The sequence below is a fragment of the Streptomyces ureilyticus genome (genome assembly GCF_011045025.1).
GTDB classification, from domain to species: Bacteria; Actinomycetota; Actinomycetes; order Streptomycetales; family Streptomycetaceae; genus Streptomyces; species Streptomyces ureilyticus.
The window spans coordinates 21,379-34,140 of the sequence record NZ_JAAKZX010000017.1 but is presented as its reverse complement, the minus strand read 5'-3'; the positions used below and the strand labels follow the sequence as shown (position 1 = coordinate 34,140).

Below are 12,762 nucleotides of genomic sequence, written 5' to 3'. Positions count from 1 at the left end.
CTCTCGCATCAGCCCTCAGGATATAGTTAACTATTAGCACTCATTCAACCAGAGTGGAGGTACCGCGTTGAAGATCGTTGTCTGCGTGAAGCACGTGCCGGACGCCACGGCGGACCGGACGTTCACCGAGGACGGCACCACCGACCGGGACGCGGTCGACTCCGTCCTGTCGGAACTCGACGAGTACGCCGTCGAACAGGCCCTGCGCATCACCGAGTCGGGCGTCGACGCCGAAGTCACGTACCTCACCGTCGGCCCGGACGACGCGAAGGACGCCCTGCGCAAAGCGCTCGCGATGGGCGGCGACCGCGCGATCCATGTGAGCGACGACGACATCCAGGGCAGTGACGCGCTCGGTACGTCACTGGTGCTGGCCAAGGCGATCGAGCGACACGGCTTCGACCTGGTCGTCTGCGGGATGGCCTCGACGGACGGCTCGATGGGCGTCGTCCCGGCGATGCTGGCCGAACGGCTCGGCGTCCCGGCCGTCACCCATCTCGACGAGCTCGCGATCTCCATCGAGGACGGCTCGGTGACCGGCCGCCGCGAGGGCGAGTCCGCGACCGTACGCGTCCAGGGCACGCTGCCGGCCGTGGTGTCGGTGACCGACCGGTCCGGCGACGCCCGCTATCCATCCTTCAAAGGGATCATGGCGGCGAAGAAGAAACCCGTGGAGACCCTTGACCTGGCCGACCTGGACATCGAGCCGGAGTGGACCGGCCGGTCCGCCGCCCGGTCGGCGGTCGACACCGCGGCCAAGCGACCGCCGCGCGCCAAGGGAGAGATCGTCGCGGACGAGGGGGCGGGCGGCGTCGGCCTTGCCGCATTCCTCACGGCCAAGAAGTTCGCCTGACAGTCCCCAGCCCCCAACCACCAGAAAGGCAGAGCACTCCACCATGGCCGAGATCCTCGTCCTCGTCGACCATGTCGACGGCACCGTACGCAAGCCGACCCTCGAACTCCTCACCCTGGCACGCCGCTTGGGCGAGCCGTCGGCCGTCTACCTCGGGCCGGGCGCGGACACCGCGACCGATGTCCTCGGCACGTACGGCGCACAGAAGGTGTACGTCGTGGACGCCCCGGACGTCGCGGAGCACCTGGTCACCCCGGCCGTCGACGCCCTCACGCAGATCGCCGCGAGCAGCGGGCCGGCCGCCGTGCTGCTGCCGTCGAGCCTCGACGGCAAGGAGATCGCCGCGCGGCTCGCGGTGCGTCTGGAAGCGGGGCTGATCACCGACGCCGTCGACATCACGGCGGACGAGGACGGGCGGCCGGTCACCGAGCAGTCCGTGTTCGCGGCGACGTACCAGGTCACGGCCCATGTCACCGAAGGCGTTCCAGTCATCACGGTCAAGCCGAACGCCACCGCCCCCGAACCCGCACCGGCCACCCCCGTCGTAGAGAAGGTGGACGTCACCTTCGACCCGGCCGCCACCGCCACCCGCGTCCTGTCGCGCACGCCGCGCGTCGGCGGCGACCGCCCCGAGCTGACCGAGGCCGACATCGTGGTCTCCGGGGGCCGGGGCGTGAACGGCGCCGAGAACTTCGCCGTCATCGAGCGGCTCGCGGACGCGCTGGGCGCGGCCGTCGGCGCCTCGCGGGCCGCGGTGGACGCCGGCTGGTATCCGCACAGCCACCAGGTCGGGCAGACGGGCACCCAGGTCTCCCCGCAGCTCTACATCGCCGCCGGGATCTCCGGAGCGATCCAGCACCGGGCGGGCATGCAGACCTCGAAGACCATCGTCGCGGTCAACAAGGACGCGGACGCCCCGATCTTCGAGCTCGCCGACTACGGCGTCGTGGGTGATCTCTTCAAGGTGCTGCCGCAGTTGGCCGAGGAGATCGACCGGCGGCGCGGCTGAGGCTTCCCGTAGCCCAAAGCAACAACTAAAGTGTCTAACTAATTGCATCCATTGACCCGAAGGAAGCGCTATGACGAAGATCTGGGTCAACTCGGGAGACTCCCATGTGATGGAGCCCGACGACCTGTGGACCGAGGCCCTGCCACCGCGTCTCGCCGACCGGGCGCCACGCAGTGAGCGCGGCGAGAAGTACGAGGTGCTGTACATCGACGGCGAGCGCATCGACCGCCAGCTCAACGACTTCATGGACGCCATGCGCCCGCCGGGCGCCAAGGATCTCGACGTACGCCTGAAGGACCTCGACCAGGAGGGCGTGTGGAGCCAACTGGCCTTCCCCTCCATGGGTTTCTGGCTGGTCTCGATCACCGAGCGGGAGCTGGCCCGGGAGACCGTACGCGCCTGGAACGACTGGGCGCACTCCGAGATCCTCGGCAAGAACAAGCGCGTCATCACACCCGCCTGCGTGTCCACGGCCGACATCGACGACGCGGTCGCCGAGGTCGAACGCGTGGCGGAGCTCGGCTTCAAGTCGGTGTTCCTGCCGTGCTCCACACGGCCCGGCGAGGAGTACGCGCTGGACCACTGGGAGCCGCTGTGGACCGCCGCCGAACGAGCAGGGGTGGTGCTCGCCTTCCACATCGGCACCGGCGGCGAGAACGTGGTCTTCCGCGGCCCCGGCGGCGCGGTCGTCAACTACATGGAGACGACCTACCCGGGCATGCGCGTGGTGGCCCACATGGTCGCGGGCGGCGCCCTGGACCGCCACCCCGACCTGAAGATCCTCATCGCCGAGGGCGGCGCCGGGTGGGTGCCTGCGATCGGCGACCGGATGGACGAGGCCTACCGCCAGCACGGCATGTTCGTACGGCCGAAACTGAACCGGCTGCCGAGTGAGATCATCCGCCAGCAGGTGTACGCCTCCTTCCAGCACGACAAGAGCTCCGTGGAGGTCGTGGAGGCGACGGGCTATTACAACGTGATGTGGGGCGACGACTATCCCCACCTCGAGGGCACGTACGGCCACACCCAGTCGACGCTGCACGAGCTCTTCGAGGGCGTGGACGACAAGATCCGTGAACGGGTCACCCGCGGCACCTTCAACGAACTGTTCAGCCCGCCGGAGCAGACGCCCGAAGAGGCCGCCGTCTGAACGCGCCATCCGCTGAAGCCCGGCCGCTGAACCCCCGTCCGCGAGGAGGCGCGAAGAAGCGCTCATGACCCGCCAACCCGAAGCTCCCGCATCTCCCGAATATCCAGAGGATCTGGAACAGCCGGGGCTCGTACGGACCGGCCGGTCGACGTTCATCCGCCCCATCCGGCCGGACGACGCCGACCGGCTGGTCGACTTCGTCGGCCGGCTGTCGCGGGCGACTCTGGCGTTCCGTTCCCTCGGCCCGGTGGTCCGGGCCCGGGACGAGGTGATCCGGCGCGGCGCGCACGTCGACTACCTCAACGAGCTGGCCCTCGTCGCCCTCGCCGGTGACGACATCGTCGGCCTGGTCCGCTATCTGCGCGACGCCGAACGGCCGGACCACGCCGAGGTCACGTTCACGATCCGGGACGACCACCAGAGCGAGGGCTTCGGGCGGCTGCTGCTCGAACACATCGCCGCGGCGGCCCGGGACCGTGGGATCCGGGTCCTGGAAGCGGACCTGCTCGCCGACAACGTACGCATGATCAATGTGTTCCTCGGCTCCGGCTACCGGGTCGAGACTGGGCCGCCCGGCCAGATCATCCACTTCGACATCGCCATCGACCCGCAGGCCGAGGCCGTCGCCCGGGCAGAGCGGCGTGAGCACACGGCCGTACGGCGCTCGCTGCGGCCCCTGCTCGAACCGCGCTCCGTCGCCGTCGTCGGCGCCAACCGCAGTCCGCTGACCATCGGCCACGAGCTCGTGGCCAATCTGCTGCGCGACGGCTTCCCCGGCGGCGTCTTCCCCGTCAATCCGCACGCGGACGAGATCGCCGGGGCACGGGCCTATCCCAGCATCCGGGAGCTGCCCGAGCCTCCGGATCTGGTGCTGGTCGCCGTACGGGCCGAGGCCGTTCCCGGAGTCGTACGGGAGTGTGCGGGGGTCGGCGTCAAGGCGGTGGTTGTCGTGTCCACCGGTTTCGGGGAGACGGGTCCCGCCGGGCGCGCGGCCGAGTTGGAGCTGGCCCGGTTCGCACGGGCCTCCGGGATGCGGCTGGTGGGCCCGAACTGCATGGGCGTGGTCAACACGAGCTCCGGGGCGCGGCTGGCCGCGACCTTCTCGCCCGCCCTGCCCGCGCCCGGCCGGGTCGCGATGTCCAGCCAGTCCGGACCGCTCGGCCTCACCGTGCTGGACCTCGCCCGGCGGCTGCGCCTCGGCTTCTCCGGTTTCGTGTCGGTCGGGCACTCCGTCGACGTGTCGACCAACGATCTGCTCCAGTGGTGGGACGAGGACCCCGGCACTTCGGTGATCCTGCTGCACGTCGAGCACTTCGGAGATCCGCGCCGGTTCGCCCGGATCGCCCGCCGGGTCGCGCCGCGCAAGCCGATCGTCGCGGTGCATCCAGGGCACGCCGACTCGGCAGTCGACTCGCTGTTCGCGCAGTCCGGGGTGATCCGCACGCGGAGCCTCCAGGAACTGTTCGACGTCGCCCTGCTGTTGTCCCATCAACCTCCCCCACCCGGCAACCGGGTCGCCGTACTCACCAACGCGGGCGGCCCGGCCGCGCTGACGGTCGGGGCCTGCGCGGCGAGCGGGCTGCGGGTCGCCACGCTCGGCGACCGCACCCGTCAGACGCTCCGCTCGGCGCTCGCGCCCCGGGCGGAGGTCGCCAACCCGGTCGACCTCACGCCGATGGCCACCGCCGCGCACTACCGGCAGGCACTGGACGCCGTACTCGCCGACGACGAGGTCGACGCCGCGATCGTGCTGTTCATGCCTCCGCTGGCGGACAAGGCCGACGAGGTGGCGTCGGCGATCCTCGACGCGGCGTCGGCCCAGCCCTCCAAGCCGGTGGTGACCAGTTTCCTCGGCGGCGCGGGCGTCGCCGATCTGCTGCGCCGGGGCGAACTGGTCGTACCGACGTACGCGTTCCCCGAGTCGGCCGCCGCCTCACTCGGTCATGCGGCGGCGTACGAGGCATGGCGGAGCCGCCCGGCCGGTTTCGTACCGGACCTCGACGGCATCGACACGGAGCGGGCGCGGGCGCTGCTCGCCGGGCTGTCCGCTGGTTCGGTTCCGGCGTCCGTGGCCCGGGAGTTGCTGGGGTGCTACGGGATCGACGTAAGCGATGTAAGCGACGAAACGGGATCCGGTCCCGGCCGGGACGCGTTCCTGCGCGTCGACGCCGATCCCGTCTTCGGGCCGGTGGTCGCGTTCGGGCTCACCGGGGACTACGCCGACCTCATGGCGGACGTCGCGTACCGCGTCACCCCGCTCAGCGACCGCGACGCGCGCGAGATGATCCGCTCGCTGCGGGCGGCACCGCTGCTGGACGGCCGGGTGGGTGGCCGAGGTGTGGACCTGGCAGCCCTTGAGGAGACCGTGCTGCGGATCTCCGCGATGGTCGAGGACCTCCCGGAGATCGAGTCGATGGACCTGCGGCCGGTACGACTCTCGCCTCCTGGAGAAGGGGTCGCGGTCACCCGGGCCGAGATCCGGCTCTGCGAGCCGAAGAGCCGGGAAGCAGTCTGAGTGAATGACCGTGAGGTGGTCTGAGTCATGAAGGTCGGCATCTACTTCGATCTGCGCAACCCGCCGCTCTGGCAACGGAGTTGGTCCCGGGTCTACGGCTTCGCCCTCGAGATGTGCGAGGAGGCGGACCGTCTGGGGATCGACTCGGTCTGGTTCTCCGAGCACCACGGCTTCGAGGACGGCTACCTCCCGCAGCCACTCACCATGGCCGCCGCCGCTGCCGCGCGCACCCGCCGGGTGCGCCTGGGCACGGCCGTGATCCCCGCGCCGCTGCACGCGGCACCCGAGATAGCCGAACAGGCCGCACTCGTGGACATCCTGAGCGAGGGACGGCTCGATCTCGGACTCGGCACCGGGTATCGCGTACCCGAATACCGGTTGTACGGGGCGGATCTCGGCAAGCGGTACTCCACCACCGACCGCCGGGTCCGCGAGATCCGCGAACTGTGGGCATCGTCCTCGGTCACCCCGGGTCCGGTCCAGGACCCGCTGCCGATCTGGCTCGGTTACCAGGGCCCGCAAGGGGCCCGGCGGGCGGGCCGGCTGGGCACGGGGCTGCTGTCGCTGAATCCCGCGCTGCTCGCGCCGTATCGCGAGGGGCTCGCGGAGGGCGGGCACGCGGAGTCGGTGGCCCGGATGCAGGGTTCGTTCACGACCTTCGTCACCGAGGATCCGGATGGGGACTGGCCGGTGGTGCGCCAGCATTTGGCGTACCAGTGGGACAGCTATCGCCGGTACATGGTGGAGGGCACCGACCAGCCGCTCCCCCGCCCCATCGATCCGGAGAAGTGGCGGGAGACCGGCCTGCGCGCGAACGGGTTCGCCCAATTCCTCTACGGTACGCCGGAGTTGGTGGCCGAGGCCGTCAAGGAGTACGTGGCCGGGTTGCCGGCCGAAGGGGTGTTCCTGTGGGCTTCACTGGCCGGGATGCCCGAGGAGATGGTCGCCCGGCAGGTTCAGCTGATCGCCGGGAAGCTGCGGCCGCTGTTGGCCGACGTCTGATCCGCCGACGATCTGCCGACGTTCGAGACGAGGGAGTGCGCGCATGCCGACGCCAAACGCCCAGTGGGCCGGATCGGACTTCCAGGAGCCGCCGCGTACGACAGGCGGGGTCGCGCTGTGCGGGGCCTGCCGAGCGGCCGGCGCGTGCCGTCTCGGCGTGGACAAGGAATGGCTCCGTGACGACGGCGTGGCGTGGTTCGAACTGGCCTGCCCCCGCTCCCAGGAAGGCGGGCCGAACGTCGCGCACGGCGGCTGGACGGCGTCCGTCATGGACGAGTGCCTGGGCCATCTCCCCTTGCTGAACCGGGTGTTGAGCGTAACGGCCGAACTGACGGTGAGCTTCGTGAAACCGGTGCCGGTGGAACGACCGGTTCAGGTACGGGCCTGGGTCGAGCGGCGCGAGGGTTCTCGCTGGTACATCGCCGGCGAGATGACACTGCTGCCGGGCGGCGCGGTGCTGGCGCGGGCGTCGGGGATCTGGGTCACGCGGGATCCGGGGCACTTCGCTCGCCACGAGGCGTGGCTGGCGGACCAGTAACTTCCGCTGCTAGCGGGAACCGGCGGAAGCGCTCCTGCCGCCTGCCGAAACTTATTGCAACCGAATGTCTTGACATGCGAGGTGGCCGCTCTCACCATTACCGGAATTAGAGCGCTCCAGTAGAGCGCTCCAGTTACCCGCGCATGACCGGCTCGATGGAGAGGACAGGGATGCATGGTGAAGGCCAGAGAACGTCTGCAGCGCTACAGCCTGGTCGGCCCTGAGGGCGAACGCGCCGTGGAGGCGGGGCTGGCCGACGGCACCGACTGGTTTCGCAGCGACGTGCCGCGCCGCCGGATGAAGGAGCTCATGCGCCGCTCGGACGGCCCGGCGATCCGTGACACGGTCATCTGGCTGGGCGCCATGGCGGTGTTCGGGACACTGGGCGCCGTCTTCTGGGGCAGTTGGCTCGCGGTGCCGTTCTTCGCCGCCTACGGAGTGCTGTACGGGTCGGCGTCGGACTCACGCTGGCACGAGTGCGGGCACGGCACCGCTTTCAAGAGCCGCCGGCTTGACGACGCCGTGTACCAGCTGGCCTGTTTCATGGTCATGAGGAACCCGACCGTGTCGCGCTGGAGCCACACCCGGCACCACACCGACACGCTGATCCTCGGCCGCGACCCGGAGATCCAGGTGATGCGCCCGGCCCGGCTGGCCAAGCTCCTGGCCAACTTCTTCGGCCTGGTCGACGTACCCGTGGCGCTGCGCGACACCGTGCTGCACGCGTTCGGACGGCTCACCGCCGAGCAGCGCACCTACGTCCCCGATATCGAGCGGGCCAAGGTGTTCCGTACGGCGCGTATCTGGCTGGCGATCTACGCCGCCGTGATCGCCGCCTGTGTGCTGACCGGCTCGATCCTGCCGGCGATGTTCGTCGGCCTGCCGCGGGTGTACGGCGGCTACATGCTCTACGTGTACGGCCTCACGCAGCACGCCGGGATGGGCGAGAACGTACTCGACCACCGGCTCAACACCCGCACGGTGCACATGAACCGCGTCCACCGGTTCCTGTACTGGAACATGAACTACCACGTCGAGCACCACATGTTCCCGATGATCCCCTACCACCGGCTGCCGGAGCTGCACGAGGAGATCAAGGACCAGCTGGCTCCCGCGTACCCGTCCCTGTGGGCGGCGTACAAGGAGATCATCCCGGCGGTGCTGCGCCAGCTGAAGGACCCGACGTATTACGTGCGCCGTGAACTGCCGCCGGGGGCGCCGCCGTTGCACGCCCGCTCCGATGGCCGTGCGCTCGCCCAGTAGGAGGTACACCCGCATGTCCACGTGGATCGCCGCATGTCAGACCGACGACATCGACCCTGAAGACGTCATCCCCTTTCAGCATGAGGGGGTCGGCTACGCCATCTACCGCTCCCCGGAGGACGACTTCTACGCCACCGCGGGGCACTGCACCCACGAACGGATGCTCCTCTGCGACGGCCTGGTCATGGACAACACCATCGAATGTCCCAAGCACAACGGGCGGTTCGACTACACGACCGGGAGAGCCGATGGCGCTCCCGTCCTCGTCGATCTGCCGACCTATCCGGTCCGGGTCGAGGACGGCACCGTCTTCATCGGGATCGGCTGACCCGTGGGTGCCGCACCGGGGATGGTGGTCGTCGGGGCCGGTGAGTGCGGTACGCGGGCCGCGTTCGAGCTGCGTGAGGCGGGCTGGAACGGCCCGATCACTCTGGTGGGCGCGGAGCACTCGCGGCCGTACGAGCGCCCGCCGTTGTCCAAGTACGTGCTCACCGGGTCCGAAGGAAACGTCGAGCCCCCGGCGCTGTACGAGGACGGCGCGCTGCGGGACGCCGGGATCGAGTACGTCGCGGCAGCCACCGTCACCGGTGTCGACCGCGAAGGTCACGAGGCCGTGCTCGCCGACGGGCGCCGGATCCCGTACGAGCGGCTGCTGTTGGCCACGGGGGCGAGTGCCCGGCGACTGCCGGTGGCCGGCATCGAAGCAGGCGGCGTGCACTATCTGCGCAGCCGTGCGGACGCGATCGTCCTGCGGGACCGGCTGCGGCCGGGTGCGCGCATCGGCGTGATCGGCGCCGGTTTCATCGGCCTGGAGGTGGCCGCGGCCGCTGCGGCGCGGGGCTGTGCCGTCACCGTGATCGAGGCGGCGCCGCGCCCGATGAGCCGGGCGGTACCGGCCGCCATCGCCACCGCGGTCGCCGACCGGCACCGACAGGCCGGTGTCGATCTGCGCTGCGGGCTGGCGATGGAACGGCTCACGCGCCAGGACGGCGCGCTGTTGCTGGAGCTTGGCGCTCCGCGGGAAGCGCCGGGACCTGCCGTCCAACGTCTGCCGCACCGTCGTGGCTGGTCGGGCCCCGCGGCGGAGCCGCACACGTACACAGTCCCGCGCCCCTCGGAAGCGTTGCCGCTGGCCTTCGACACCGTCGTCGCCGGTGTCGGTGCCGTACCCGAGACCGCGCTCGCGGAGAAGGCCGGCCTCGCCATCGACAACGGCGTACGGGTGGACGACCGCCTCATCACCTCCGACCCCGACATCTTCGCCGCCGGCGACTGCTGCTCCTTTCCGCACCCTCTCTACGGCGGGCGCCGCATCCGCCTGGAGGCCTGGCGCAATGCCCAGGACCAGGGCCGGGCGGTGGCGCGGAACATGCTGGGCGACGGCCGGCCGTTCGCCGCCGTTCCGTGGTTCTGGTCCGACCAGTTCGACCTCACTCTGCAGATCGCCGGACTGCCCGACGCCGCAGCGCGAGAAGTCGTACGCGACCGTCCGGACGGGGTGACCATCCGGTTCGGCCTCGGGGACGACGGCCGGCTGCTGTACGCCGCAGCGGTCGGCACCGGCAACGCCGTGGCCAAGGACATCAGCCTGGCCGAGATCCTCATCGCCCGCCGGGCGGTCCCGGACCCGGCACCCCTGACCGACCCGGCCGTACCGCTCAAGACCCTGCTGCGGCAGGCACCGAGCTGAACAGGAGACACCCTCCATGCACCACTCGTCCTTCCCCCGCTCCGGCGAACCGATCAGCAAACTCGGTTTCGGAGCCATGGGACTCGCCGGCTGGTTCGGCGGCAACGCCGACGACTCGAAGTCCCACTGGATCGACAGCCTGCTGTACGCCCTGGACCGCGGCGTCAACTTCATCGACACCGCCCGGGCCTACGGCAACTCCGAACGCATCGTCGGCAAAGCACTGAGCCAGTGGTCCGGAACGCGTCCCTTCGTCGCCACCAAAGTCGAGAACCTCTCCGGGCAGCGCGGCTGGGGCACCCCCGTAGACCCCGAACTCGCCCACCCGCCCGGCCACATCATCGCCAGCACCCAGCGCTCGCTCACCGAACTCGGCCTCGACCACGTCGACCTCCTCCAGCTGCACATCTGGTGGCCCACCTGGGGCGTGAACGGGCACTGGATGGACGAGTTGCAACAGCTCAAGCAGGAAGGACTCGTACGCCACATCGGGATCTCGATCCCGGACCACCGCAGCGACATGGCGCTGCCGTTGGTGCAGTCCGGCCTGATCGACTCCGTCCAGACGATCATCAACATCTTCGACCCGATCGCCCTGGACAACCTCCTGCCGACCTGTGTCGAGCACGACGTCGCCGTGATCGCGCGCTGCGTCCTGGACGAGGGCGGACTGACCGGCACGCTCACCGAGGACACCGTCTTCGCCGAGGACGACTTCCGGTACGGCTACTTCGACGACATCGTGCCCCGCGCCGTCTACCTGCGGAAGGTCGACGAGCTACGGCAGTACGTGCCCCAGTACGCCGGCTCGCTCGCCGCGCTCGCCCTGAAGTTCGTCGTCCAGGCGCAGGGCGTGACCACGGCGATCTCCTCGATGCAGGTCCGGGAGTACTGCGAGGCGAACATCGCGGCGTTGGAAGAGCCCGAACTCCCCGCCGAGATCCACGAGTTGCTGCGCTTCAAGCACCGCTTCATCAAGAACTTCAACGAAACCAAGATCTTTGGGGAGTACCGATGACGACCAGCACACCGCCGGACACAGTCCGCTGGGAAGACCTGCTGCCGCGCGAGTTCGAAGAGCGCCTGGCCCAACTACCCCTGGTCTACATGCCGATGGGCCTGTGCGAGCCGCACGGCCACGTCGCCGCATTCGGCCTGGACACCCACAAGGCCGTCTACCTGTGCGATGAGGCGGCGCGCCGGTTCGGCGGCATCGTCGCGCCGACGCAGACGTACCAGATCCACGAGACCGGCTACCACCGGCCGTGGCTCAAGGAAGTGATGGGCGACGTCAACCCGCGCATGGGAAGCCTCCCGCCCGATGTGGTCCTGCGCCTGCTGGTCCACCAGCTCCGGGCGTTCGTCAACGCGGGCTTCCGCGCCGCCGTGATTCTGACGGGCCACAACGCCAACCAGCCCGATCTGCGGCTGGCGGTCGAGGAGTTCCGCCGCGCCCGCGACATTCCGATCACCGCGGTCAGCGACCCTGAACTGGTCATGGGCCAGTTCGAAGGCGACCACGCAGGCCGCTACGAGATCTCCCAACTCATGTATGTCCGCCCGGAACTGGTCGACCTCACCCGCCTGGACGACCGCAACACCACACCCCTCGGCCGCTTCGCCCAGGGCGACGACGCCCATCTCGCCAGCGAGAACGAGGGCCGGGCCATCATCGAGGCCAGCCTCGACGCGATCAAGGTGATCGTGGACGGGTGCCAGCCACTTCCCGAAGCCGACGCCCCCTTCATGTCCTTCGAGGAGGCCGAGGAGGTCTGGCAGCGCGTCGCCGCCCGCTCCGACGAATGGTGCACCCTTCGGGAGTGACTCCCGTCCCCGACCCTACTCAGCTCTTACGACCCACACCACACAGCACCGCTACGTCGCCGGCCGGCCACGGGCTGGGGTCGGGCCGCCACATGGAGGTGGGCACCACTCCGGGCTCCACGAGGTCCAGCCCGCGGAAGTACTCGGTGATCTGTTCTGGGCTTCGGTTGGTGTAGGGATGCGGGCTGCCGCTGTTCTCGTTGAACTGGCGGACGGCCTCGCTCCGTTTCTGGTCGGTGGTGGTGCCGTCGTTGACCACGAGGTAGCTGCCGGAGGGCAGGGCGTCCAGCAGGCGCTTCAGGGCGGCTCGCGCCTCTTGGTAGTCAGGGACGTTGCCCAGAATCCCCAGCATCATCAGCCCGATGGGGCGGCGGAAATCCAGCGTCTTGGCGGCTTCGGCCAGGATCAGGTCCGGGTTTCGTACGTCGGCATCGATGTAGTCGCAGACGCCCTCGGGGGTGCTGGTCAGCAGCGCCTGGGCGTGCCTCAGTACGAGGGGATCATTGTCGACGTAGACGATCCGTGACTCCGGCGCCACCCGCTGGGCGATCTCGTGCGTGTTGTCGGCGGTCGGCAGGCCCGTGCCGATGTCCAGGAACTGCCGGATGCCCGCCTCGCCCGCCAGATAGCGGACCACACGCGCCAGGAATGCCCGGGTGTGACGGGCGTCGTCGACGATGCCCGGGAACACCGCCTTCACCTGGTCCCCCGCCTCGCGGTCGACCTCGTAGTTGTCCTTGCCCCCCACCCAGTAATTCCAGATCCGCGCCGAGTGCGGCACTGACGTATCGATCCTGGCCCCTACCTGCCGTGCTGAGTCGTCGTCCCCCATGGAGAACATCCCCCTGCTGCGCGTCCAGTGGCTCTCACCCAACCTAGCCGCAACGGCCCCTGCATCTCAGCGAGTTCAGCCCCGCA

The 12,762-nt window shown here is 69.6% G+C and carries 12 protein-coding genes; 11 read left to right on the top strand and 1 reads right to left on the bottom strand.

All coding sequences use genetic code 11. The features are described from left to right. The first annotated feature begins 67 nt into the window (after nucleotides 1-67). The 11 genes from G6048_RS08285 to G6048_RS08235 all read left to right on the top strand — a co-directional run bounded on the left by G6048_RS08285 (nucleotide 68) and on the right by G6048_RS08235 (nucleotide 11,844). The gene (locus G6048_RS08285; RefSeq protein WP_165338795.1) at nucleotides 68-853 is read left to right on the top strand and encodes an electron transfer flavoprotein subunit beta/FixA family protein; all 786 of its coding nucleotides are present in this window, start codon (nucleotides 68-70) and stop codon (nucleotides 851-853) included. Between the two features lie 43 nt (nucleotides 854-896). Then, the gene (locus tag G6048_RS08280) at nucleotides 897-1,862 is read left to right on the top strand and encodes an electron transfer flavoprotein subunit alpha/FixB family protein (RefSeq protein WP_165338794.1); all 966 of its coding nucleotides are present in this window, start codon (nucleotides 897-899) and stop codon (nucleotides 1,860-1,862) included. 70 nt (nucleotides 1,863-1,932) lie between these two features. Continuing rightward, nucleotides 1,933-3,012 carry an amidohydrolase family protein gene (locus G6048_RS08275; protein ID WP_165338793.1) on the top strand — a complete coding sequence of 360 codons (1,080 nt, stop codon included), beginning with the start codon at nucleotides 1,933-1,935 and terminating at the stop codon, nucleotides 3,010-3,012. A gap of 64 nt (nucleotides 3,013-3,076) precedes the next feature. After that, nucleotides 3,077-5,527 carry a bifunctional acetate--CoA ligase family protein/GNAT family N-acetyltransferase gene (locus G6048_RS08270; RefSeq protein WP_165338792.1) on the top strand — a complete coding sequence of 817 codons (2,451 nt, stop codon included), beginning with the start codon at nucleotides 3,077-3,079 and terminating at the stop codon, nucleotides 5,525-5,527. Nucleotides 5,528-5,554: 27 nt separating this feature from the next. Then, the gene (locus G6048_RS08265) at nucleotides 5,555-6,529 is read left to right on the top strand and encodes an LLM class flavin-dependent oxidoreductase (RefSeq protein ID WP_165338791.1); all 975 of its coding nucleotides are present in this window, start codon (nucleotides 5,555-5,557) and stop codon (nucleotides 6,527-6,529) included. A gap of 43 nt (nucleotides 6,530-6,572) precedes the next feature. Continuing rightward, nucleotides 6,573-7,067, top strand: a complete 495-nt coding sequence (locus G6048_RS08260) for a PaaI family thioesterase (protein ID WP_165338790.1) — start codon at nucleotides 6,573-6,575, stop codon at nucleotides 7,065-7,067. 174 nt (nucleotides 7,068-7,241) lie between these two features. Further along, nucleotides 7,242-8,330 carry a fatty acid desaturase family protein gene (locus G6048_RS08255; RefSeq protein WP_206341328.1) on the top strand — a complete coding sequence of 363 codons (1,089 nt, stop codon included), beginning with the start codon at nucleotides 7,242-7,244 and terminating at the stop codon, nucleotides 8,328-8,330. A 13-nt stretch (nucleotides 8,331-8,343) separates the two neighbouring features. Then, a complete protein-coding gene (locus G6048_RS08250) occupies nucleotides 8,344-8,658 on the top strand; it encodes a MocE family 2Fe-2S type ferredoxin (RefSeq protein ID WP_165338789.1) in 315 nt (104 codons plus the stop codon). Between the two features lie 3 nt (nucleotides 8,659-8,661). After that, nucleotides 8,662-10,020 carry an NAD(P)/FAD-dependent oxidoreductase gene (locus tag G6048_RS08245; RefSeq protein WP_206341327.1) on the top strand — a complete coding sequence of 453 codons (1,359 nt, stop codon included), beginning with the start codon at nucleotides 8,662-8,664 and terminating at the stop codon, nucleotides 10,018-10,020. 16 nt (nucleotides 10,021-10,036) lie between these two features. After that, nucleotides 10,037-11,038 carry an aldo/keto reductase gene (locus G6048_RS08240; RefSeq protein WP_165338788.1) on the top strand — a complete coding sequence of 334 codons (1,002 nt, stop codon included), beginning with the start codon at nucleotides 10,037-10,039 and terminating at the stop codon, nucleotides 11,036-11,038. After that, on the top strand, nucleotides 11,035-11,844 hold the full coding sequence (locus tag G6048_RS08235; RefSeq protein WP_165338787.1) for a creatininase family protein: 810 nt from the start codon (nucleotides 11,035-11,037) through the stop codon (nucleotides 11,842-11,844). The genes G6048_RS08240 and G6048_RS08235 overlap by 4 nt, the downstream gene beginning before the upstream one ends. A gap of 19 nt (nucleotides 11,845-11,863) precedes the next feature. Here the strand turns inward: G6048_RS08235 and G6048_RS08230 are convergent, their stop codons facing one another. Next, nucleotides 11,864-12,676 carry an SAM-dependent methyltransferase gene (locus tag G6048_RS08230; protein ID WP_165338786.1) on the bottom strand — a complete coding sequence of 271 codons (813 nt, stop codon included), beginning with the start codon at nucleotides 12,674-12,676 and terminating at the stop codon, nucleotides 11,864-11,866. Between the last annotated feature and the right edge of the window lie 86 nt (nucleotides 12,677-12,762).